12 protein-coding genes are annotated in these 24,131 nt (G+C 62.9%); all 12 read right to left on the bottom strand.

Features of this window, described 5'->3' with window-relative positions; genetic code table 11:
- Positions 1 to 20: 20 nt before the first annotated feature.
- The 12 genes from FMF02_RS08585 to FMF02_RS08530 all read right to left on the bottom strand — a co-directional run bounded on the left by FMF02_RS08585 (position 21) and on the right by FMF02_RS08530 (position 24,071).
- Entirely contained in the window at positions 21 to 1,520 is a 1,500-nt protein-coding gene (locus tag FMF02_RS08585; protein ID WP_141412851.1) for a RagB/SusD family nutrient uptake outer membrane protein, read from the bottom strand.
- Between the two features lie 26 nt (positions 1,521 to 1,546).
- Complete coding sequence (locus FMF02_RS08580; RefSeq protein ID WP_244611553.1) at positions 1,547 to 5,080, bottom strand: SusC/RagA family TonB-linked outer membrane protein; 3,534 nt, start codon at positions 5,078 to 5,080, stop codon at positions 1,547 to 1,549.
- A 133-nt stretch (positions 5,081 to 5,213) separates the two neighbouring features.
- A complete protein-coding gene (locus tag FMF02_RS08575; RefSeq protein WP_141412850.1) occupies positions 5,214 to 6,188 on the bottom strand; it encodes a FecR domain-containing protein in 975 nt (324 codons plus the stop codon).
- A gap of 293 nt (positions 6,189 to 6,481) precedes the next feature.
- The gene (gene glpC / locus FMF02_RS08570) at positions 6,482 to 7,699 is read right to left on the bottom strand and encodes an anaerobic glycerol-3-phosphate dehydrogenase subunit GlpC (protein ID WP_019130180.1); all 1,218 of its coding nucleotides are present in this window, start codon (positions 7,697 to 7,699) and stop codon (positions 6,482 to 6,484) included.
- 4 nt (positions 7,700 to 7,703) lie between these two features.
- A complete protein-coding gene (gene glpB / locus FMF02_RS08565; protein WP_141412849.1) occupies positions 7,704 to 8,960 on the bottom strand; it encodes a glycerol-3-phosphate dehydrogenase subunit GlpB in 1,257 nt (418 codons plus the stop codon).
- Positions 8,961 to 8,964: 4 nt separating this feature from the next.
- Positions 8,965 to 10,578, bottom strand: coding sequence for an anaerobic glycerol-3-phosphate dehydrogenase subunit A (glpA, locus tag FMF02_RS08560; protein WP_141412848.1), 1,614 nt, complete (start codon positions 10,576 to 10,578; stop codon positions 8,965 to 8,967).
- 237 nt (positions 10,579 to 10,815) lie between these two features.
- Positions 10,816 to 13,932, bottom strand: coding sequence for a glycosyl hydrolase (locus FMF02_RS08555; protein WP_162502290.1), 3,117 nt, complete (start codon positions 13,930 to 13,932; stop codon positions 10,816 to 10,818).
- A 116-nt stretch (positions 13,933 to 14,048) separates the two neighbouring features.
- On the bottom strand, positions 14,049 to 15,749 hold the full coding sequence (locus FMF02_RS08550; protein WP_019130184.1) for a RagB/SusD family nutrient uptake outer membrane protein: 1,701 nt from the start codon (positions 15,747 to 15,749) through the stop codon (positions 14,049 to 14,051).
- 27 nt (positions 15,750 to 15,776) lie between these two features.
- Positions 15,777 to 18,770 carry a SusC/RagA family TonB-linked outer membrane protein gene (locus FMF02_RS08545; protein ID WP_141412846.1) on the bottom strand — a complete coding sequence of 998 codons (2,994 nt, stop codon included), beginning with the start codon at positions 18,768 to 18,770 and terminating at the stop codon, positions 15,777 to 15,779.
- A gap of 535 nt (positions 18,771 to 19,305) precedes the next feature.
- Positions 19,306 to 20,985, bottom strand: a complete 1,680-nt coding sequence (locus tag FMF02_RS08540; protein WP_141412845.1) for a BACON domain-containing protein — start codon at positions 20,983 to 20,985, stop codon at positions 19,306 to 19,308.
- Positions 20,986 to 21,100: 115 nt separating this feature from the next.
- Positions 21,101 to 22,636 carry a calcineurin-like phosphoesterase C-terminal domain-containing protein gene (locus FMF02_RS08535; RefSeq protein WP_162502289.1) on the bottom strand — a complete coding sequence of 512 codons (1,536 nt, stop codon included), beginning with the start codon at positions 22,634 to 22,636 and terminating at the stop codon, positions 21,101 to 21,103.
- A gap of 10 nt (positions 22,637 to 22,646) precedes the next feature.
- Entirely contained in the window at positions 22,647 to 24,071 is a 1,425-nt protein-coding gene (locus FMF02_RS08530) for an L-fucose/L-arabinose isomerase family protein (protein ID WP_141412843.1), read from the bottom strand.
- Positions 24,072 to 24,131: the final 60 nt, after the last annotated feature.

Below are 24,131 nucleotides of genomic sequence, written 5' to 3'. Positions count from 1 at the left end.
CTGAGTTTTAGGTTATCGGATCAGTTCCAGCCCTCGGTCTGCGTGAGCTTGGTGTTCTTGTTGCGCGCCGACGCCGAAATGGGCCACAACAGGATGTTGGGGTTCAGCGCGCGGCGCTCGGCCAGCGAGGGATTGTAGTCCCAGATCTTGTCCAGTCGGATGAGCGTCCACCACACCACCCCTTCGCACGGGAATTCGAGCAGCGTCTCGGTACACAGCGCATCGAGCACCGCCTCCTTCGTGGCCTCGGTGTAGAAGTTATCCACGCCGTAGGCGCGCTTGGCGATGAGATTCAGCGACTTGACAGCCCCCTCATAGTCTTTGCGCCAGTATTTCAGTTCGGCGTCCAGCATCACCGCCTGCGCATAGCGATAGTAGAGCAGGTCGCAGTCGAGGATCATCATGTTGGTCGAACAGTCGCCTTTGAGTTTGTTGGGGCACGAAATCGTATTCATCACCCCCTCCGACGACGAGCCGTAAGGCCCTTCGAGGTAGTTGCAGTCCACGCGGCGGTCGTTGTGCTCGGCCTTGCTGCGTTTGAGCACCGAGATGAAGTTGTCCGAATAGTTCCACCACTGCGTCGTGTAGATCGGCACGGGATTCATCTGATAGGCCGGCGCCACGTTGGTCGCGGGCCAGTAGAAGGTCCAGTAGTAGCCGCCCGTGAGCTTCTCGGTCTGGTTGTTGTTCAGCGCGAAGATCACCTCGGCGTTGCACTTGTTGTCCACCGCGAAGATCGAGGCGTAGTCGTCGAGAAGGCGCGCCGACGAGATGCCGATCGCCTTCAACGCCTCGTCGGCCAGCGCGAGGTAATCGTCGCCGCCCGCCTGCGTGGCGTACATCCACAGCGCGTATTCGGCTTTGAGCATGTTCACCGCATCGGGCGTGGCGACGTACTTGTCGGTGCCCGAGGTGACGTAGGCCACGGCCGTCTCGATGTCGCGGCCGATCTGTTCGTAGACGTAGGCTTTGGGCGAACGCGCGGGATAGCACTCCTCCGCATCGACCGACTCGACGGGGTTGAGCAGCAGCGGCACGTCGCCCCACAGGCGCACGGCCCAGAAATAGAGGTAGGCACGGGCGAATGCCGCCTGTCCGATCGCCCACTGGCGGTCGGCGTCGGTCATCGGCACCGTCGGGGCGTATTTCAGCACGGCATTGGCGGCGTTGACGGCCGTGTAGAGCTTCGTCCAGACCGTCGAGGCGTTCGAGTCGTTCATCGTGCTGTTCTGCACGCCGTACATGTCGTTGTCGTGTCCCGTGCGCCACGATCCGGCGCCCCACATGTATTCGCCCACACGCGCTTCGCCCCAGTAAAAGACGTTGACCTTGTCCTGCACGAAATTGGCGCGCATGAGGTAGTAGATGCCGTAGGCCGACGTGGTGACGTCGCTCGACTCGGTCCACATGTTGCTCGCCGTGAGCTGGTTGTCCTGTATGATGTCCAGATCGCCGTGGCAGGCCGTCGCCACGAAGGCGGCGCATCCCGCCAGCGCGATCAGCAGTTTATTGGATTTCATGGTTTTATCTTGGTTGTAGTGAAGCATTAGAAGACGCATTTGAGCGAGAAGAGCACCTTGCGGGCATTGGGCGCGATGTTGCCCGTGGCATCGCCCGTCGACGTACTCTTGTAGAGATTGCCGTCGGCGCCGGCGCCGCTTTCGGGGCTGATCGAACCCGAAACCTTGGTGAAGTAGTAGAGCGTATTGCCCGTGACGCTCACCGTGAGCTTCTTCATGCCCAGCTTCTTAATCCAGCGCACGGGCAGGTCGTATGCGAGCGTCACGTCGCGGATGCAGAGATAGTCGGCCTTCTCGACGTTGAAGTCCGAGATGCGCGAGAAGTTGCGGTTGCCGTAGTCGGGATCGTTGGCGTAGAAGCGCGCGTACTTGGCCTCCGTATCGCCCGGATAGCGCCAGCAGTCGTAGACCATCTTGTCGAGGTTGGCGTTGTTGCTGCCCATGCCGTTCTGGAAGACGCGCGACTTGAAGTAGTTGTAGATCGAGTGTCCCAGCGCGTAGTCGAGGTAGACCGACAGCGAGAGATTCTTGTATTTGAAGGTATTGTTGATGCCGCCCACCGAATGCGGGATCACCGAGCCGAGATAGAACATATCCTCCGACGAGATCTGCTCGCGCCCGTCGGCCAGGCGCGCCGAACCCTCGCGGTTGCACCACTCGTAGTCGCCGATGTCCTTGCGCCCCTTGTATTTCGAATCGGTATTCTCCGAGAAGCCGTCCGAGCGGCGGTAGCCGTGCGACTGGCTGTCGTAGAGCGCCGCGTCGGCCTCGGCCTGCGACTGGATGATGCCCGCGATCTTGTAGCCGTAGATGCGTCCCAGCGGTTCGCCCACGGCCGTGCCGCCGAAGCGGTAGCCGCTCTCGGTCATCGTGTAGCCGCCGATGCGCCATGCGTCGCGGCCGTCGACATCGGTATACTTGTACTCGTCGGGCAGCGACAGCACCCGGTTGCGGTTGTAGGTGTAGGTCAGGTCGGTCGTCCACGTGAAGTTCTTCTTCTGCACGTTGATCGAGTGTACTTCCAGTTCGAAACCGGAGAAGCGCGCCGAACCGACGTTGGCCTTCACCGACGAGTAGGCCGACGTGTCGGGCAGCGTGATCGAGAAGATCATGTTGTCGGTCACCTTGTTGTAGTAGTCGGCCACGATGCGCAGGCGGTTCTGGAACATCCCCAGATCGAACCCGATGTCGAACTGCGTGGTAGTCTCCCAGCGCAGCGCACTGTTGGCCATCGCCGAGGCGATCGTCGTCGAGTGGCCGGCGTAGTTCTGCGCCGTGCTGTACGAACCGTAGGCGTCGTACAACCCGATGCCGTTGTTGCCCGTCATGCCGTAGCTCACGCGCAGTTTCAGGTCGTTGATCGGCCGCACGTTCCAGAACTTCTCGTCCGAGACGTTCCATGCGGCGGCGCCGGCGGGAAAGAAGCCCCACTTGTTGCCCGGCGCGAATTTCGACGAACCGTCGGCGCGGGCCGTGAACGAGAGGATGTAACGCTTGTCGAAGTTATAGTTCACGCGGCCGAAATAGGAGATCAGCACCTCCTTCGTATCCTTGTTGCTGGCCGTGAAGTTGCCGCCCGATTGGAGCACGGGCACCTTGTCCGACGGCGCATAGGTCGAATTGGCCGTCAGGTAGCGGTAGCGCTCGGCCATGTAGTCGTAACCGGCCGTCACGCCGATCTGGTGGCGCTTGAACGTGCGGTCGAAATTGAGGTAGGCCGTGAACTGGTCGCGCAGCGTCTCCGTGCGCGTCTCGGTGCAGCTGCGGGTCTGTTCGAGCGAATTGCCCTTGTAGTAGTAGCTGCCGCGGTAGTTGTAGTCGTGCATGGCGTACTGCGCCGTGGCGGTCAGCCCGTCGACGATCTCCCAGTTGAGGTTGAAGTTGCCCGTGGCGCGCTTGTCGGCGCATTCGCGGTCGTAGTAGGTCTCGTACCACATCGCCGTGTGGCAGTTTTTGTTGTCGCCGCCGCGCAGCAGGTTGCCGTCGGCGTCGTAGTCGCGGTGCGTGGGCGCGATCAGCAGACCGCGTCCGAGGCTGTTGAAGTAGTTGTCGACGAGCGGGTGGCGGATCGAACGCGACAGGTCGAAGGTCGTCGAGGCCGACAGCCGCTTCGAAATCTTGAAATCGGCGCTGCCGTGCATCGTGAAGACCGAGTAGTCGGTCATCGCCACCACGCCGCCGTCGTCGGCATAACTCACCGACGCGGCGTATTTCACGTTCTCGTTGCCGCCCGTCACGCCCACGTAGGCCTTCGCCCACAGCGCGTCGCGGAACCAGTGTCCCTGCTCGTCGGTATCGGTGAAGACGATCGTGCGCCCCGTCACCGGATCGGTCATGCTCCGCCAGCCTGCGGGAACCGCCTCGCCGTCGCCCAGGAAGCGCGTGGTATGGATCGAGCCGTCGCCGTTGCCCGTGCCGGCGGCCGTGGCCGACGTGAGCACCGACGCGCCGTTGTACGACTCGGCGATCGCCGGACGCACGAACGACAGGAACTCCTCGGCATTCATGAAATCCCATTTGCGCGAAGGCGACTCCCAGCCGATCTGCCCCTCGAAGACGATCTCCGGCCCCTTGCCCACCGTACCTTTCTTGGTGGTGATCAGAATCACGCCGTTCGACGCCCGCGAGCCGTAGATGCCGGCCGCCGCAGCGTCTTTCAGCACCTCGATCGACTCGATGTCGTTGGGGTTGATGTCGTTCATGGCGCGCGTGATCCCGTCGACGATGACGATCGGCGCATTGCTCTGGTTGATCGACGAACCGCCGCGGATGAGGAACGTCGGCGCCTCGCCCGGCAGCGAGTTGGTCGTCGAGACCTGCATACCCGCGACCTTGCCTTTCAGGGCGTCGCCCACCGAGGTCACGGGAGCCGCCGCCACCGCATTGCCGGCGATCTTCGACACGGCCGTCGTAAGCGTATGGCGCGACTGCGTGCCGTACCCCACGACCACCACCTCGTCCACGTCGATCGACGAGGCGGCGAGCGTCACGTCCACGACCGTCTGCGCCGGTGCGACCGCCACTTCGGCCGTCCGGTAGCCCACGAACGAAATCTGCAACACGGGATTGTCCGCCGACACGCGCAGCGAATAGCGGCCGTCGATGTCGGTCGTCACGCCGGTGGTCGTCCCCTTGACGACGACCGTCGCCCCCACGATCGTGGCGCCCTTGTCGTCGCGCACCACGCCGCTCAGCGTCCGCGACACGGCCTTTTCGGCCACGCGCGGCACGGCACGGCGCGTGACGACGATGCTCCGTCCGTTTATTTCATAGCTCACGTCCTGTCCCGCGAAGATCTGCGCGAGGACGTTCTCGATCGGTTCGTCCTCCGCCGCGACCGTGATCCGACGCTCCATGTCGATCTGGCTGGCATCGACCGTGAGCGAATAGTGCGACTGTTGCAGAGCGGCGATCGCCCGCTTCACGGTTACGTTTTTCAGGTTCAGGGAGATGTCGTCAGCCGACGCCTGCGAAGGCAGAAACAGCGCCGCCGACACAACGATTCCGAGACAAAACGATTTTATACCCGGAATCGTTAGCAAGTTTTCAGGTTTTTTCATACATTTGTTAGGTTTTGGTTCTGTGCTTGGAGTGTACAGCTCACGACCGGAACTGCGGGCGGGGATAGTGCGAATATCTCCGCCTTTTTTTTACGAGGATCGATCTTATTCCATGGGCGATTTCTTTTGAGGGTTAGCGTTTGGTGATGTTGACGATGCGGCCTTCGCGGCGAATGCGCATCGCCTCGTCGGCATTGAACGAAGCGAGCATCTCGTCGAGCGACTCGCCGTTGACGAACGAGGCGATGAAGCGCCGCTCGGCCAGCGCGCGGTCGGCGACGTTGATCTTCACGTCGAAGCGTTTTTCGAGGTAGGCGACGATCTCGTCGAAGCGTTTGTCCATGAAGAAGAGCCCGCCCCCGCAGACGACGGGGCGGTAGGTATCCGTCGGCACATCGAAGGTTTCGGTCGATCCCGTACGCTTGTCGAGCTTCACCAGCTCGCCCGGGCGGAGCCGCACGATGCGGTCGTCGCCGCCGAGTTTGGTCTCCATTTCGACGCTGCCCTCGACGAGCGTCACCTCGACCTCCGAATCCTCGGCATAGGATTTCAGATTGAATTTCGTGCCCAGCACCCGCACGTCGACCTCGCCGGCCGACATCACGAAGGGGCGCCCGGGATCCTTCGCAATCGTGGCGTAGCCCTCGCCCGCCAGAAAGACCTGCCGGCGATCGGGCCCGAAGCGGTCGGGATAGATCAGCTTCGATCCCGAATTGATGACCACCTCCGAGCCGTCGGGCAGCACCACGCGCAGCGTCTTGCCGTAGGGTGCATAGGCTTCGAACCACTCGCCCGGCCGCTGCGCCTCGCCGTAGAGATAGAACGCCAGCGCCGCGACGGGCAGCAGCAGACAGGCGGCGGCACGCATCGTCCAGCGGCCGACGAGCCGCCATGCCGAGCTCTTCGGCGCGATTCCCAGCCGGCGGCAGACACGCCGGAAAGCCCCCTCGGCATCGGCCGTCGCAGGCTTCGTCTCGCGCAGCAGGGCATACAGCAATTCGTCGGCCTCTTTCGTTTCGGCGTGTTCGGCCAGCCAGCGGCCGGCGGCCTGCTCCTCCGCGGGCGAGCAATCGCCGTCGAAGAGGTTTCGCATCTCTTTTTTATCCATAATCGACTCTTTCTACCCTATATACGCACGACGGGGCCGCATTGCGTAACCGGAAATGAAAATCAGGCAAAAAAATCGTCACGCCCGCCGACATCGCCTGCGCGAAGCCGCCGGTTCGCCCCGCGGACCGCAACGCACCGACGGCTCTGCGAGCCGCATCCCCTGCGCCGAAAGTCCGCAACCGCTCCGCTGCCGCAGGCCGCGTCGCGCCTCCGCACCCGTTCTCCCCGGCCCCGAACAAAAAACCGGCTCCGGAGAATCTCCGGAGCCGGTTCGAACGCTCGCCTCTGGCGTCACTCCACGTCGAGCGCCGCCGCAAGAATCGAAAGCGGATGTTCGACCCGCTTCGACGTCGACATCTCGATCTGCCACTTGCAGGTCTCGCAATCGGTGGCCACCACGTCGCAGCCCGTCGCCTCGATCTGCCGGAACAGCCCCTCGCCGATGGCCTGCGAAGTCTCGTAGTTCTCCTTCTTGAAGCCGTAGGTTCCCGCGATGCCGCAGCACTGCGAGTCGAGCACCGTCAGCTCCACCGAAGGGATCATCTTCAACAGTTCGATCGAGTAGTACGACCACCCGAGCTTCTCCATGTGGCAGGGGGTATGGTAGGCCACCTTCACCTTGGGCGCATCCTTGCGGAAGCGCAGCTTCGCCTTGCCCGATTCCAGCAGCCGGTAGATATAGCGGGTCGCCAGCTCCACGCTATCGCGCACGTCCGACGTATCGATGCCCAGCAGGTGGGGATACTCGTCGCGCAGCGTGAAGGTGCAGGTCGACGAGGTGCCCAGCACGGGAAGACCTCGTTCCACGACCGACTCGCGGATCGAAGCGATATTGACCTCCGCCTGCCGTTTGGCCTGATTTATCAGTCCGTTGGAGATCAGCGCCACGCCGCAGCACTTCTCCTTTTTCAACAGCTGCACGCCGATGCCCAGCGCGTTCATCACCCGCACGAAATCCTTGCCCAGCGGCGGGTTGTTGTAGTTGACGTAGCAGCCGTGGAAATAGCTCACCTGTTCGGGGAAAGCCGCCTGCGCCTCGCGCTGCTTGCGCATCCACCCCTCGAACGTGCCGAAGGCGTATTTGGGGAAGGTGCGGCGATGATCGATGCGCATGACCTTATCCATGACCATCTTCACGGGTTTGAGCCCCACCGTGGCGTTGACGATCGGCGCCAGCGGCGTCGAGAGCGTTCCCACCAAATCGGTGTTGGCGAGCACGAACTCGCGCAGTCCCGGCCGCTTCTTGCTGTACTTGATGCGCGCGAGCTGGATGATGTCGCCGATACGCACGTTCGACGGGCAGGCCACTTCGCAGCGTTTGCAGTTGAGGCAGTATTTGAGCGCCTCGTCGTAGAAGCCGGGCTGTTTCAGGCGCAGGCGTTCGCCGTCGGGCCCCGCCTGCTTCGGCCCCGGAAAGAGCGGATTGGCAGCCGCCGCGGGGCAATAGACCGTGCAGACAGTACATTTGATGCACTGCTCGAAATTGTTTTCACTGTATTCCGTCATCATAACCTTACTCGTTTAAAATCCGTTCGGCGGCGGCCAGCGCCGTGAGCATCGAAACACCTGCGCCGCATCCCTCCTTCACGGGGTTGAATCCCGCCAGTCCGGCGCCGATCGCGTAGAGGTTCTCCACCGCACGCCCGTCGCGCAGGCCGCGCAGGTGCTCGTCGCACTTCACACCGAAGTGTTCGAACGGCTGCGCCGCGAACAGGTCGCGGTCGTACCATGCGCCGCGGTCGGCGGCACAGGCCACGTCCAGCCCGAACAGCGGTTCGCGCACGCCGTCCATCCCGGCCACCAACCCCTGACTGAAATAGCTGCCCGTGGCGAGCACGTAGCTGTCGGCCTCGAAGGCGATGTCGCCGTGGTCGGCCGTGTAGAGCGCCGTGATGCGGCCGCCTTCGGCCTCGTAACGCACGGCGGTGTCGCCCAGCATGTAGACGCCGCCCGACTGCTGGAAGTAGCGCCGCAGCTGCAACTGCGCCTGCAATCCCGGGACGGACGGGGGCAGCGTGGCCACCATCGCCACGGGACGGCCCGCCTGCCGTTCGAGTTGCGCCGCCGCATCGCGGCGGTCGATCCCCAGCACGGCGGGCAGCAACACCGCTTCGGCATCGCCCGCCTCGCGCCGCAGGATCCGGGCCAACTCGTCGAGATTCTCCTGCCGGTCGAAGATGCGGGCGATATTGGCCGAACGCATCTCGCTGGGATTGTTGCGGATCGTTTCGAGCGCCGGCATGTTGAACGTGCGCACCGCGCACTCCGTCCCCATGCGGCGGAATCCCTCGGCGAGGAACTGCGTATAGAAATCGAGGAAGCCCTCGGCATTGAACAGCACCACCTTGCGCCACGGCAGCGCATCGGACGCTTCGCTGCGCACATACCCCGCCAGCGTCAGCCACGCGGGTTTCAGCCCGCCCATCGGCGTGAGCCGGTAGTGGTTACGGGCTGCATCGCCCTCGACGGCGACGCCCGCCTCCGCGAGCAGTGCGGCGGCCTCGGCCGCCAGCGCCCCGAAACGTTCGGCGCCGATGCGGGCGTAAGGGTGTTCGGGAGCCTGCCGGATCGTCTCGGCCACCGACTCCGCGGGAGCGGTCACGGGCGTACCGTCGGGCAGCGCGCCCAGCAGATCGAACGACCCCGACGAGAAGTGCAGCGCGCTCTGCCCCGAAGAGATGATGGCGCAGCGCCGCCCCGCTTTCGAAAGGCGGATGCCGCAGACGAGTCCCGCCAGGCCGCCGCCGATGATTACACTATCGAATTTCATATCGTCATTTCGTATTGTTAGCACTCGTTAAACCGCACACGCCGTCGTAGAGCCACATCGTGAACTCGCTCTCGCGCAGCGTATCGCCCCACGCCACGGGGGCCATGCCCTTCCAGCGTTCGTTGAGGAACGCCGTCAGATCCTCCTTGGCGCGCCGCACGCAGTACTTGCCCGCTTCGGCCATCAGCCCCGCGGCGCGGCAGGCGCACAACTCGCCCTGACAGGTACCCATGCCCACACGGGTGCGCCGGCGCAGGTCGACCAGATTGTTCACGTCCAGCTCATTGAGCGCATACTCCACCTCGCCGACCGACACCTCCTCGCATTCGCACACCAGCGAACGCCGGGCGGCATCGCCCACAGCCACCTTGCCGGCCATGTCGCCGTGACGGTGGATCGACGAGGCGCGCTGCGCCACCGGCACCGAGATCAGACGACGATTGACCTCCTCCTCCGGCTCGCGCGAGCCGGGCAACTTCTCCTCGGCGGTGGTACATTTGGCCGTAAGATTCAACTTTTTGCAAATCAAGTCGGTCGTCCACTCCGCCATCAGACGGTAGGTCATCAGCTTGCCGCCCGTGATGGTCACGAAGCCCTCCAACCCGTCGCGCGTGGCGTGGTCGAGCACCACGATGCCGCGGCTCACGCTGCGGCCGCTCGGATCGTCGTCCGACGCTACCAGCGGACGCACGCCGGCGTAGGCGCGCAGGATGCGCGTATGTTCCAGCGACGGGGCCAGTTTCATTCCCTCGCGCAGCAGCAGGTCGACCTCGTCGGCCGTCACGTACATGTCGTCCACCTCGTCGAAGGGCACCTTGCTCGACGTGGTGCCGATCAGCGAGATCGTATCGCCCGGCACCAGGATGTCGGCGTCGGCCGGCTTGCGGCAGCGGTTCAGCACGATGTTGTTCACCCTGTGGCCGAAGATCAGCAGCGAGCCCTTGGCCGGCAGCATGTTGACCGTCACCCCCGCCTTGCGGGCGATGTCGTGCCCCCAGATGCCGCCCGCGTTGACCACCACCTGCGCGCGGTATTCGGCCGTCTGGCCCGTCTTGCGGTCGAGCACCTTGACGCCCGTGATGCGGTTCTGTTCGCGCAGAAAGTCGAGCACCTCGTGGTAGGTCAGCACCTCGGCGCCGTGCGCCTTGGCATCGATGACGTTGGCGGCCGTCAGCCGGAACGGATCGACCGCGCCGTCGGGAACGCGCACCGCGCCGACCATCGCCGGATTGGCCGACGGTTCGAGCCGCAGCGCCTCCTTCGGGTCGATCACGTCGGCGCGGATACCCGCCGCACGACACGCCTCGACGAACTTGGCCTGGAATTCCAGCCCGTCTTCGGGCAGGCTCAGGAACAGACCGTCGGTCTGCTCGACGCAATGGCTGGCGATCCGGCGCAGGATCATGTTCTCCTTGATGCACTCCTCGGCCGATTCGCGGTCCGTCACGGCATAGCGTGCGCCGCTGTGCAACAGACCGTGATTACGGCCCGTCGCACCCGTGGCTATGTCGCCTCGTTCGAGCAACAGCGCACGGATACCGCGCAGGGAGCAGTCGCGGGCCACACCCGCACCCGTAGCGCCGCCGCCGATAATAATCACATCGAATTGCTTTGTCATAGGATATTTTCGTTTTCGATTATTTTCCGCATACAAAGGAACGCATAAAACGAAAAATTTCAAAATAAAACCGTAAAAATTTCATAACGAAACCGACATTTCTTCGAGCCGTCCCCCTTTCCGAATGTCAAAATCCCCCTCCTCACGGACATAGCGCCCGACAATCGCAAACGAAACCGGACGAAAAGCGGGACGGCATTCCGCCGTCCCGCATCGCAAATTCGTCCGAAAGAGGGATCAACGACCCGCCGCGAGGGTGAAATCGCCCATCAGACCGTAGTCCTGCTGCACGTAGTCCTTACCGGAGGGATACTCCTTGACCCCGCGCCAGAAGGCCGGCGTGATCCGTTTGAAGTGCGCGGCGTGCAGCGGCCCCATGAGGTTGTAGTTGCTGCCCACGACCTTCACCTCCACACGGTTGCGGCCCGTCACGATCCACTCCGTCACGTCGACCGTATACGGCTCCGCATAGACGATACCGGCCGAACGGCCGTTGACGAGCACCTCGCAGACCGTACCCTTCCACTCGCCCAGCGCCACTTCGTAGTAGGGCGCCTTTTCGGCGACATCGAACTCCCGCGCATAGGTCACCTTGCCGGGATAGCAGGGCCAGCCCTGCGCCTTCCAGCTGCCGGCGGCGAAATCGCCCGGAGCGACGATGTTCCACCCTTTGGCGGCCGGTTCGAGCCGGAAATCGCCCAGGATGTAGATCGGTTCGATCTCGGCCAGCACGCGCATCGGCGAGCACTCCATCGTCAGCACGTTCTCGCCCGTGCGCACGGCATCGCCGAGGGGCATGAAGCGCATTTCGGGATCGATCCAGTGCTTGTCGGGCAGGGCTTTCAGCTCCACGCCGTTGAGCGTCACGCGGTAGAGTTCGGGCTGCTCGACGACGGCCTGCAAGCGGCTGCGGTCGACACCGGGCGTCACCGTGAACCGGTACGACGCCTTGAATCCGCCCATCGTGAAGGTGTCGCGGCGCACGGTATGGTCGCGGAACTGCACCGAGGTGCTCCACGGATTGCCGGCCTTGAAGCCGTGATGCTGGTAGGCGAGTTTGGCCGCGTCGTAACTGTTCAGATCCGGATAGACCTTGCCGTCGAGTTCCAGATCGCAGAAATCGATCGTCATCACGTTGGGCGCGTCGGGCTTCGCCGTCAGACCTCCCGCGGCAGGGACCGCCGTCAGCACGCGCCGCACAGGTGCGGGTGCCAACCCCTCGCGCTCCTCGTCGAAGACGTAGAGCAGCAGGCTGCCGGCCGGATGGAGATCGTAGGCGATCGTCAGCCGGTCGCCCTCGCGCTGCGCCTCGTAGCCGCGGATCTCGCCCGTGCGGGTATCGAGCAGCGCGGCCTGACGCCCTTGCAGCGTCACCGTACCCCGGACGGGGCGCGTGAGGCTCGAATTGGCGAGGAACAACAGCTGTCCGTCGTCCATGCGGCGGCGATGGTGGAAGAGGTAGTTGCCCTCCGGCACATCGAATGCGATTTCGGGCGTGGCGAAGAGCGAGTAGTCGATCGGTTCGCCCGCATCGGCGCGCGTCACCTTCGCCGGATCGGCGAAGAAGGCCTCCGCCTCGGCGCTCCTCGCACCGTCCACATACTGCGGCGTACCGTAGGCGATGATCCGGCCGCCCTTCGCGGCGAACCGTTCGAGCAGGTCGAACGTCGCGGCGTCGACGTTCTCCATCTGCGCCGGCAGCACCACCGTCCCGTAGGCGCGTTTACCCACGACGAAGCGGTCGCCCTTGACCGAACCGTGGTTGAGCAGGATGTTCTCCGACCCCAGATCGAACTCCACCTGATGCCGTTCCAATGCGGTGATGAAGGCCTGGAACTCCTCGCCCATCGTCCGCCAGCGGTTCGGGCGCGGCGCGTTGTAGGTGTAGTACATCCAGATCGAGGTGGTGGGTTCGAGCACCAGCACGTCGTTGTACTGGCCGCCCGACGAGAGCGCCAGCGACAGACGGGCGAAGTGGAGGTTCAGCTCGCGGTAATACTCCCACCACGGCGAATGGGGCGTGAAGGCGGGCGGATAGTCGTACTTGCGCGCACCGGCGATGCTCAGCGGTGCGATATGCTGGTTCATGAAGTTCACGCCCAGCGCATATTCCCAGTCGCCCTGACGCTTGAAGTCGCGCAGCGTCATGTCCCAACCGCCGCCGCCGTAGGATTCGCTCAGCTTGCGCACGCGCCCCATCTGGTTGGCCGCACTGTTGACCTCCTTCACAGAACGCACGTTGCCGAAGTGGGCATTGGGCGATTCGACATCGAATTTGTTGTACAGCAGGTCGATGCCCGGCATCTGCTGCCAGGCGTACATGGCCATGTTGTCGGGGTTGTGCCCCATGTCGGGCCACCCGTGCTCCCAGAAATGGCCGGTGAAGACCAGGTTGTTGCGCTCGCAATAGTCGTGGCAGACCTTGATGTAGCGATCCAGGAAGAGATTCATCAGCACGTCGCGGTAGTTGTGCCGCACCTGCCGCCACGGACCGACCTCCTCCCAGAGCGAGACCAGATTGGGTTCGAGATCGTATCCCCAGCGGGCGCGGAAGGCATCGAACAGGTCGGGCGTCCAGCGGATCGACTCGCGGTCGGTCACCACGATCTGCGGCTCGTCGGTGAACCAGCCCGGAACGGTGCCGCCGAACTCCTCGCCCACGACCTTCTTGTAACCGTCGAGCGTCAGTTCGATGAATTTGTCGGCCACGCCCTCGTGCATCAGATCCACGTACGAGAAGCCGCTGTACCACGGCGACGTGGGATTGTAAGCCTTGTAGAAGAGGTAGTAATCGCCCTTTTCGCCACGCCGCGAAACGGCTTCGGCCGTAATGTCGGTGAAGGCGTCGCCTTCGCGTCGCAGGCAGCAGAAGAAGCGGTCGACCGTATCGGGCAGCACCCCGGCACGCAAGTATTTGAGCGCCACGCCCTCGTCGTAGCTCTCGGGCATCGCCTCGTTGACGTGGCCGCCCGCGAAACCGCTCGGATAGGAGTTCTCGTCGTAGATCCAGACGTTCATGTCCAGTTCGCGGCCCTTCTCCATCGTATGGCGGAAGAGCGAGAACCAGTTGTCGTCGAGATACTGCGTCACCATGCCCGGACGGGGGTGTACGAAGACGCCGCCGAAGCCCTTGTCTTTGAGGTCGGCCATCGCTTCGTCGATCCGTTCGGGCGTCACGACCTTGTTCCAGACGAAGAGCGGCGCCGAGCCGTACTCCTTGGAAGGTGCCGCGAACTGCGCGCTCAGGCTCTCGAAATCTTCCGCAGCCGGAAGATTGCGCCCGTCCGGCGCAGCGCAGGCGACGGTCAACAGCCCCAAAAGGGGCCATATCGCACTTCGGAATGTTCGTTTCATCGGTTGCATAACAAGTCAGATTAATAGTTGGTTTGTTCTCTCTGCCGTTTACGAATTCTCCGCCGGCCGCCGTCACCGGCCGTCGGCGGAGAAATCCGTCGTTCGAATCTGCGGCATCAATACCCGGGGTTCTGCTCCATCGCCGTGTTAGTGTTCATCTCACCGACCGGAATGGGCCACAGGTAGTCGCGGTTGGGGTTGAAGACGCGCGTCTGGGCCAGGTAGCGGTCGTCGGCACCCGGAGGCGTCGCGCCGTAGACCTCGCCGTTCATCACCTGCTCGGCGATCCGCCAGCGGCGGATATCGAACAGACGGTGTCCCTCGAAGGCCAGTTCCACACGGCGCTCGCGGCGTACCAGTTCGCGCAGCTTCGTCTGCGTAGCGTACTTCGTGCGATCCACGGGCGGCATTCCCGCACGGTCGCGGATGTCGTCGAGATAGTCGTAGATATTCGGATCGCTCAGCTGGTTCAGCTCGATGGCAGCTTCGACGTAGTTGAGCAGCACCACCGCATAGCGCATGTTCTGGAAGTCGAGCTTGCCGCCGTCCGTACTGCTGTAATTGGTGCGGTCGGTTTCGTTCGCCCACTTCTTGATCCAGTAACCGGTCTTCGTCGAACCCTCCTTGCCGATGGCGTCCTTGTGCGAAGGCTCCCACGGATGGGCCGTATAGCCGAGGAAGGTCTCGGTGGGGAAGATGATCGACATGCCCAGACGCGGATCGCGCTTTTCGGGCTGCGGGTCGAGCTGGTAGGCCCGTTTCTCGTCGGCGGGCAGTTCGTCGAGCGTGCGGCCGTCGAGCAACTCGAACTCGTCGACGAGCGACGCCGTGGGCGACAGACCGGTCTGGCCGTTACCGCCGTCGGGCGGAGCCAGACGGCGCTGCACCTGACGCATACCCAGCTCGGTGGTGAGGATCGACTCCTTCGTGTCGTTGTTGTAGGCCTCGTGGATGAACTGCCGGCGGAAACTGTCGGCCGGATCGGCCGTGCTGCGATAGAGATCGTAAATTCCCAGCTTGACTACCTCCTCGGCCCACTTCTTGGCGTTGGCCCAGTCGCCGACATAGAGATAGAGGTAGGACATCCACGCATAGCAGGCGCCCTTCGTCCAGCGCCAGCGCTCCGACTTGGTCTGCGGCACGACCGGCAGGTTGTGCGACGCACCCTCCAACTCGCCGGCGATCCAGTCGACGACCTCCTGCTGCGGACGGCGCACGAGGAATTGCTCGGTCGGCAGCGTCGAGTGGTCGACGAGCGGAATATCGCCGAAGAAGAGGAAGAGCTCCAAATGGTAGAACGCCCTGAGCGCACGCGCCTCGGCGGCGAAACGGTCGACGGTCTGGATGCCTTCGTGCGGCGCCGCGTCGGGGGCCACCGTCGCCTGCTGGTAGTGCTCCATGAAGCGGCAGCAACGGCGTATCACTGTCCATTTCATATTCCAGATATTGGTGCATACCGTCTCGCTGGCCGACGTGATGCCGGCCGTAAAGGCGTTGTAGGAGACATAGTTGGCCGAACCGATTCCGTTGTCCGTAAGGGCCTCCATCTCCACGCGCGCATTGGAATAACCCGTATTCTGTGCCTGCTTCACGTCATGGTTGACATAGGTGATGCTGCCCGACGGCATGGGCTTGTAGAGGTTGTTGAGCGCCGTGTTGAGCTGCCCCTTGTTCTGCCACCACTCCTCGTCGGTCGTCTGGTTGGGCACGTCGCGCACCAGAAAATCCTCGCATCCGGCCATCAGCGCACCGCCGGCCATCAGCAGCAGGAGCGCTGCGCGGGAGAGGTATCCTTTGATATGATCGATATAGTTCATAATTGTCTACTGTTTAGGTGTTACCGGTTAGAAATTCACATTCAGACCGACGGAATAGGTCTTGAACATCGGGTAGGTGGTGTGCGTGCCCTTCGTCTCGGGGTCGATCAGCTCGACCTTGGTGAAGGTGAAGGGATTCTGCACGTTCACGTAAACACGGAAGTTACCGGCATGGATCTTCTTGGCCAGCGCCTTGAAGTTGTAGCCCAGCTGCATGTACTTGATACGGACGAAGGCGCCGTTCTCCTTCCAGAAGGTCGACAGCAGCGCATTGTTGCCCGGATCGGTCGTCACGCGCGGCAGTTTGGCGTTGCGGTCGGGATTTTCGGCCTTCCAGTGGTCGAGGTGCCAGCGCTGGGGCGTACCGCCGTACTCCGGATCGAGCGGGTTCGAGATCAACCCCTGATAGAAGATCGGCACGTATCCCACGCCGTTGACCTGCATGTCGAAGTCGAGGTTCTTCCAGCGGAACGAGAGGTTGCCGTAGTAGACGCTGTGCGGATCCTGGTCGCCCAGCGGCACGCGGTCGTCGGTCGTAATCACCTTGTCGCCGTTGGTATCCACGTAGCGGATGTCGCCGGGCAGTTGCGCCGTCGTCGCGCCGTCGTAGCCGCCAATGATCGGCACGCGGAAATCGAGATCGTCCTGCGTGAGCAGGTGATCGGCCTGATAGCCGTAGTACTCCTTGATGGCGTGTCCCTTGCGATAGATCGTATTGCCGTTGATAAGCTCGTCGTTGGTGATTTCGAGCCACTTCGACTTGTTGTAGGAGTAACCCAGATTGATGCTGAAATCGATGTCCTTCGTAAAGGAGTGGTTGAAGCCCACGCCGATCTCGTAACCCTTCACCTCGGCCTTTCCGACGTTCATCGGGGCGGCCAGCAGCCCCGAGCTGGGCGTCGAAGGCACGTTGACGATCATGTCGTCGGTCACCTTGCGGAACCAGTCGAAGGTCACTTCGAGCTTCTGCCCGAAGAGGCTCAGGTCGATGCCCGCGTCGAGAATCTTCACCTTCTCCCACGTCAGGTCGGGGTTGCCGTTGACGATTTCGTTACCCGAGTTGTCGATAATGGTCTGATAGCGGTAGAGCGCCACGTTGTTGTTGCCCAGCATACCGTAGGAGGCGCGGATCTTGAAGTTGTCGATGAACCGGGCGTTCTGCATCCACGGTTCGCGGTTGACGTTCCAGCCCACGGCCACCGAAGGGAAGTTGCCCCACTTGTGCCCGTCGCCGAAGAGCGACGAACCGTCGCGGCGAATGCCGACCTCGGCCAGATACTTGTCCTTGTAGCTGTAATAGGCCTTTCCGAAGAACGAGAGCAGCGCCACGTCGTCCCAGCCGTTGCGGCGGTCGACCTCTTCGTTCCATCCGCCCAGAATGTTGATGCGGTGGTCGCCGAACTCCTTCGTCCAGTCGAGCGTCGCGCCGACCATCCAGTAGCTCGTGCGCGTGGTATAGGTGGCCGACTTCACGGCGCCGAACGTTCCCGACTCGTTGCCGGAGAAGTAATCGAGGAAGACGTAGGCGTTGCGGTCCTTCTTGTCCATGCCCGATGCGATGCGGTAGCCCACCTGTCCTTTGAGCGTCAGGCCGGGAATGATATGCCACGTGGGGCGGGCGTTGATCGTCACGTAGTCGCGCACACTTTCGACCTGCGTACCGCGTTCGAGGTTGGCCAGCGGGTTCATCCACTCGAAATAGACGCCGTAGTAGTCGTATCCGGGCTTCTGTCCCTCCTTGCGGGGATATTTCGAGACGAGCGTCGGCGGTGCGAGATAGATGTAGTCCAGAATGGTCTTGTTCATCGTCTCGGGCTGACGCTGCGTATCGCGGCCGACGAACATGTCGACGAACATCATGATGTCCTTGTTGAGGTTCACCGTCGTGTTGGCACGCACCGTCAGACGTTCGAATCCGTTGTCCATCACCTTGTACATACCGTCCTGATTGAGATACTGCGCCGACAGGGCGAAGCGCGCGGTGGTGTTACCGCCCGACACGGTGAAGTTGTGCTCGTGGATCGGGGCCGTCTCGCGCATCGTCTCCTTCATCCAGTCGGTGCTGGGATAATGGATCGGGTCGCTCCCCTCGCGCGTGATCCGAATCTGTTCGGGGGTATACTTGTCCACGCCCGTGGTATTGCGGTTGGCCTCGTTGATATACTCCATGTAGGTGGCTCCGTCGACGAAGTCGGGCAGGTAGATCGGCTGCTGAATACCGAAATAACCGTTGTACGACACCGAAACCTTGCCGGCCGAACCGCGTTTGGTCGTGATGAGGATAACGCCGTTACCGGCTTTGGCGCCGTAGATCGACGCAGCGGCGGCGTCTTTGAGGATCGACACTGACTCGACGGTCGAGGGATCGAGCTTGTCCATGTCGAACTCGAAGCCGTCGACCAGCACCAGCGGGTCGGAACCCAGAAGCGACGCCACGCCGCGGATCTTGATCGTCGCGCCGTCACCACCCGGAAGGCCCGAACTCTGAGTCACCAGGATACCCGTCGTTCCGCCCTGCAAGGCCTGCGACAGACGGGTGATGGGCTTGTTTTCGAAATTGGAGGGCGCCACCGCGCCGACCGAAGCGGCGATATGCTTGCGCTGCTGCGAAGTCATACCCGTCACCACGACCTGGTCGATACTGGTCAGTTCCTCCTCCATTGCGATCGAAAGGTTGGCCACGCTTTTGTTCACCCGATACTCTTTGCCCGTGTACCCGATAAACGAAAAGGTGAGCACGTCGCCGTGTTTGGCCTTGATCGAGAAGAATCCTTCGGCGTCGGTCGTCGTTCCGCGAACCGTTCCCTGCACGAGCACCGTCACGCCCACCAGCGGCGTGGGAGGGTCTTTCGTATCTACGACGACGCCCCGGATATCCAACAATTCGTCAGCCGGCCGCGCCGCAAAGGCGAGGGGGGGGGAAATCAGTGCCAGGCCGGCCGACAGGCAGGCCAGACAAAACAGTCCGAGCCGAGAGCCGAAGGCTTTCGACCGGTTCGTTACTGGTCTAAGTTCATCCATGATTCATAGTTTTAAGTTTGTTTACATCTATCGGAGATAGGGATCGGCTGGTGTCGGCGGCCGTTTCGGCTCCCTGCTGTCCGTTTCCGCTTCTCGCAGCGGCCGCGCGAACTGTCCGGCGGCACGGAAAAAGGAGGCCTGACGGCTTTTTGTTACATAATTGTACACAAATATAGAATGTTCGGAAACGGCGTCGTTACGCATTTTGATTTATAGATTTCAAAAAATGACTCTCCCGGGGTAATCGATAGAATCAGGCGGCAATATCCCATTTTGCACCGCCGCTCCTCCGAAGCCCGACGACCCGAGCGGGCCTTGCCCGAAGCCCCCGCCGAGGCGGGGGGGGGTTTGGGGGTGGGTCCAATCTGCAAACGCGGCTCCGCCGCGAACGCTCCGACGGCCGGTCGGGTGCATCGGATCGGAAATCCGACGGGGTGCGAAGCCGTATATAGCTACCAAAATAAAGAGAGGCGCGGCTTCTGCGGGCCGCACCCCTCTCTTACCATCGCGCCGGATTCCGAAACTCCGGCGCGAATCACTTGGCCGGAACGATCAGGACGTTGTCGAGGAACCAGCGGTTGGTAAGCCCGTTCTCCTTGGCGAAGACCGCACTGAACTCGATGTGCGTCTCGGCCGTCGCGCCTGCGACGTTCACCGTACAGGGTTTCATCTCCCGTTTCTCGCTGATCTGTACCTTCGCCTCCTTCTGGCCGTCGATCGTACCCGGGCCCACGACGATCACCTTGATTTCGGGATTGTCGCTCTTCGCGCTCGACGAAGGATCCTCCCACCAGCAGCAGGCGTCGAAGCTCACGGTGATGTCGGTCGCCCCCGTCAGTTTTTCCAGCGCCGGCGTCTGAATCCAGCCGACGGCCGATCCGGTACCCAGTTTGAGCATCCCCGTAGCGCCGTAGACCGAATTGTTGCCCGTGTGTCCGGCCGCATTGTTGCCGCCTACCCAGCCGTCCAGGCCGACCGCCGAGCGGTAGGCCGCGCTGTGGGTCGTCCAGAGGTTGGCCGCCGCCGAATTGGCGTTGCAGTATTTCTCATAGGGCACGAAGATCTGATCGAGCGCCTTGCCTGTCGGATTGTCGTTCACACCGCCTGCAAACGCCGTATAGACGTTGTTGCCGCCGTAAGCCAGATAGCGGAAATCCTGGAAGAGTACGGCGTCGGCCGGCACCTCCGGTTCAGCCTTCGTCGTCACGGGACACAGCTCCGTCCACTTCGAGTCGATCTTGCCCGCATCGTCGGCAACCCCCTCGGACGGGCAGCGCTTCACGCGGAAATAGTAGGTCGTTCCGGGATCGAGCGCCCCGATGATGAAACGGTTGTAAACATACTTCGGATTCTTGTCGTCGTTGCTGTTCACCTCGTAGGTGAACTCGCGCACCACCCCGGCGTCGTCCGCATCGGAATCCAGCAGCTGCCATGCCCACTTTCTGGTGCGTACGGTGCTGTGGTCGTTGTCCCACTCCATGATGATCTCGTGCGAATCGGCACGGAAGACGTAGAGTCCCGTCGGCGCCGCCATGCGGTTGGCCGTTTCGCTCTTCACCTCGTAGGGGCCGAAGCTCTTGCCGCCGAGTTCGACGGCGACCTTGAAGAGCACCTCGCCGAAGGTCGTGGGCGTACCCGTCACGGCCATGCGCGCCACACCGCTGCCCGCGTCGAGCGTCACCTCGCCCGCAGCCACCGACAGGCCGTCCGAGCCCTCGCCCGACAGCGTCGGCGTGACGGTCAGCTTCTCGCCGCCCACCGCACGCGAATAGTTCACGGCGATGTAGGTCTTCTCGACCGGTTCGTCTTTGGCCATGTCGCCTTCCAGCTCCACGCCGTCGATGCGTACCTGGCCGTCTTCCTGCACGACGGTCACCTTGCGGTCGAAACCGGCGCCCGTAATGTGCAGTTCGGCGGTGCGCTCGACACCGGTGTTGTGCAGCGCCTTGATCGTCACGCGCTGCGAAACGATGCCCTCGTCGCCGGGGCCGCTCGTCTTGTCGAACGCGAGCCACCCGTCGCCCGTCAGATAGGTGCAGTCCAACGTCCACGGCACCGTCGAGCGAATCAACAGCTGCTGGTCGGACTCCTCGTAGGAAAATTCCAGTTCGTCGAAATTCGTCGCCAGACTACTCGCCGCATCGTCGTCCGAGCAGCCGGCGAATGCCAGCGCCGCCAACAGGACAGCGCACATTCCTCTCAGTTTGAGTAACATTGTCGTAATTTTAGGTATTCATTAACATTCGAACAGTTTTTTCCGATCCCCGTTCTCCTGTCTTTCGTTTCCTCGCATCGTCGCCGCTCCGCACGCACGGAGCCTCCGGCCGGCATCAATACACGGGCGACCTGGCATCCGTGAAGTCGTCGGGCGCCGTGAACTCCGACTGCTCGTAGCGGTTGCCCCAGCGGTCGACGGCCACCACCTTCAATGCGGCCCTGACGTCGTTCGGCTCGGCCACGTACATGTGCTTGCAGGGCGACTTGTAGTTGTCGCCGCGCCCCAGCACGCCCACATGGTACCCCACCGACCACGCGTCGGTGTAGGTCGTCACCAGCGTCATCGCCTTGGTCTCCACGCCGTTCTCGCAGAGCGTAACCCGCCACTCGGGATCGGCGTTCCAGACGTTGGCGATCACCGTCTTCGGCGTATAGGGATAGGTGAAGCCGCTGTGGGTGTCGCCGCCGCGATGCAGACGGATCTGGAACGACTCGTCGTGCAGGCTGGATTTGTAGCGCCAGTCGGTGATCGCCGCTCCCTCCACGTCGTAGACCGCATAGCCGTTGGGCGTGCCGTCGCCGTTGAGCGCCGAGTGCCAGAACACCCCGCAGGGTGCGCCGTGGATATGCTCGTAGAGTCCTCCGTCCGCGTCGGTATTGATGAAATTCTCGTTGTAGTGGGTGTGCGCCGCCATGAGATGCGCCTCGGCGTACTCCGACAGCAGCGCCTTGACAGCCGCCATGTTGCGTGCCGTGCCGCTGCGCAGCGGGATATGGTAGCAGAGGATGACCATCTTCTGCTTCGGCACGAAACTCAGGTCGGCGCGCAGCCAGGCCAGCTGGGCGTCCGTAAAGCCATTGGTGTACTCCGTGCCCGAGGTGTAGATCACGTCGTCCATGCAGACCACGTGCACGTCGCCGCGGTTGAACGAGTAGTCCACCGGCCCCATCGTGTAGCGGAAATAGGAGGCGTCGCGCGGCGTGGCGTCGTCCACCTTGTATTTGTCGTGGTTGCCCGGCAGCGCGAAGACCGGAATGCCCGCCGTCCCCAGCGAACGGCGCACGCCCGCGAGCAGGTCGGGTTTCTCGCCCGTGATGTCGCCCAGCGCCACGCCGTAGCAGGGCACCGCCGAAGCCGTCGCCGTGCGGCGCACGTCGACCATCGCCTCGCGTTCGAACCGCGTCGCCTCCTCGGCCTTGGCGGGCTGGGGATCGCCGATGCAGATCAGGCGGAAGTTGCGCTCGACGCCCGCGAGGCGTTCGAGCGTGAAATCCTGACGGATCTTCTGCTGCGAGGTATCGAGCCGCACGTAGAAATCGGGATAGCCGTCGTGTCCCGTGCGGATCTTGAACTCCGCGGGCACCGAATAGCAGACGTATTCCGCCGCCGCGTCGCGCTTCATCTCGTAGACGCCCCCGGCATCGGTGGCCACGCACTGGAAGCCGTCGCTTACGACCACGCCCTCGACAGGATTCCCCGCCGTGTCGCCCACGAATCCGTAGAGCGTACTCGACGCATCGACCTCGATCTCCCTGGGCGGCTCCGCAGGAGGCGTCCGGGGTTCCTCTTCACCGCCTCCGCAGGCGGTCGTCAGCAACAGCGCGAGCACCAGGGCCGCGCGGCGCATCAAAGCTTCGAATCGGTTCATTAGAAATGTTTTATTTGATCTCGACAAGCGGAATATCCAGCAGGAAGGCCACCTTGCGCAGCGTGTCGCCCACATGCCCCGTACCGATCGCACAGTGGTGCGACGGGCCGGCCAGGCTCCACTCCTCGATGAAGCGGCGCGCCCCGCAGGCGAAGCGGTAGCGGCTGTTGGTATTGCCGATGCGCAGCGTCGGCCCCTCCACCGACTCGCCCTCGGCCATGAGCAGATAGACCCCATCGGGTCCCTCGCAGACCGACAGCAGCGTCACGGGGCCGTGCTTGACGCTCATCTGGATCGAGAGCCCCTTGCCGGGCTTGCCGTGGTAGAGCGGCAGCGGAACCAGCCCCACCGCCCCTTCGGCGATGGCGAAATGGGCCGGGCCGTCGTGCCCCAGCATCACGATGTCGTCGTCGAAATCCAATGCGTAGAACTCCGAAAAGGAGCCGCCCGCACCCAGCAGCGAGAGGATCTTCATCGCCTGCGCGTTCTTCACCTCGCACTCGCCCGCCACGGGGATTCCCCGTCCGGTGAGCAGCGTATTGCCGGCGATCACGGAGGTGACGATCCGCTCGTAGTCGTTGCCCGGAGCACCCTCGTAATAATAGGCCATCGCCCCCAGCCCGTGCGCCGCCACCAAGCGGTCGAGGGCCACCGACGTGCGCGCCGCACGCTCCAGCTCCGCCTGCTCGCATTCGGGCGACACCTCGAAAGCCGCGCGGAACTCCGCGATCTTGCCCGCGACCTCCGCGTCGGTCACCCGCTCGCGCAGGGCGTGCAGCTCGCACATTTCGAGCAGTTCGACGTGCGTCCCGAAGACGGCCGACTGGCGCGTGAGGTCGGTATATACGTCGAGCATCCCCCCGTAGTAGTGTCCCAGTACGCCGAGCCGGTTCCGACGCATACCGGCACAGACGCCCGCAGCGGCGATCCACTCGCCGATCTGCCGCCAGGCGACCGGATCGTCGAGCCATCCCGTCACGAAGGCGCACCGCCGGTGGCTGCGCGCCAGCACGCTGGCGATTTCGGGCGCCGAGCAGGCCTGGCAGTTCGCCAGCCACATGCCCGTCATCCGGCCGCGGTCGCCCAGGGCGTTGAGCCGCTCGTAATCGATGGCCGGCGTCGGTTGCAGGTTGAGCACCACCACCGGACAGTTGAGCCGCTGCACGACGGGCAGGATCGTCGACGACAGACAGTAGGTGGCCATATAGAGGAACACCAGATCGACCTGCTCGCGGGCGAAGAGCGAAGCCGCTTCGAGCGCGCGGGCAGGGCTGTCCACCATGCCGGCGTCCGCCACCTGCACGCCCGCGTCGCGCTCCATCCGATCGCGGATGCGCGCCTGATAGCCTTTCAATTCATCGAGCAGGCCGTCGAACTGGCCCCAGTAGGTATCGAGCCCCGTTCCGAACAGGCCGATTTTTGCGTTGGAATTCATAAACCGTATAACTTTTTCGATTTTTGTCTCAATGCAAAAGTAGCACGGATAGAGACCCTT

The sequence above is a fragment of the Alistipes communis genome, assembly GCF_006542665.1.
GTDB classification, from domain to species: domain Bacteria; phylum Bacteroidota; class Bacteroidia; order Bacteroidales; family Rikenellaceae; genus Alistipes; species Alistipes communis.
Note: the sequence above shows the minus strand (reverse complement) of the source record. Positions and strands in the feature narration are given on the sequence as shown.

Bases quoted from the DNA above. Each gene is read 5' to 3' on its own strand.
- FMF02_RS08585 (WP_141412851.1), bottom strand. From the start codon at position 1,520: ATGAAATCCAATAAACTGCTGATCGCGCTGGCGGGATGCGCCGCCTTC.
- FMF02_RS08580 (WP_244611553.1), bottom strand. From the start codon at position 5,080: ATGAAAAAACCTGAAAACTTGCTAACGATTCCGGGTATAAAATCGTTT.
- FMF02_RS08575 (WP_141412850.1), bottom strand. From the start codon at position 6,188: ATGGATAAAAAAGAGATGCGAAACCTCTTCGACGGCGATTGCTCGCCC.
- glpC (WP_019130180.1), bottom strand. From the start codon at position 7,699: ATGATGACGGAATACAGTGAAAACAATTTCGAGCAGTGCATCAAATGT.
- glpB (WP_141412849.1), bottom strand. From the start codon at position 8,960: ATGAAATTCGATAGTGTAATCATCGGCGGCGGCCTGGCGGGACTCGTC.
- glpA (WP_141412848.1), bottom strand. From the start codon at position 10,578: ATGACAAAGCAATTCGATGTGATTATTATCGGCGGCGGCGCTACGGGT.
- FMF02_RS08555 (WP_162502290.1), bottom strand. From the start codon at position 13,932: ATGAAACGAACATTCCGAAGTGCGATATGGCCCCTTTTGGGGCTGTTG.
- FMF02_RS08550 (WP_019130184.1), bottom strand. From the start codon at position 15,749: ATGAACTATATCGATCATATCAAAGGATACCTCTCCCGCGCAGCGCTC.
- FMF02_RS08545 (WP_141412846.1), bottom strand. From the start codon at position 18,770: ATGGATGAACTTAGACCAGTAACGAACCGGTCGAAAGCCTTCGGCTCT.
- FMF02_RS08540 (WP_141412845.1), bottom strand. From the start codon at position 20,985: ATGTTACTCAAACTGAGAGGAATGTGCGCTGTCCTGTTGGCGGCGCTG.
- FMF02_RS08535 (WP_162502289.1), bottom strand. From the start codon at position 22,636: ATGAACCGATTCGAAGCTTTGATGCGCCGCGCGGCCCTGGTGCTCGCG.
- FMF02_RS08530 (WP_141412843.1), bottom strand. From the start codon at position 24,071: ATGAATTCCAACGCAAAAATCGGCCTGTTCGGAACGGGGCTCGATACC.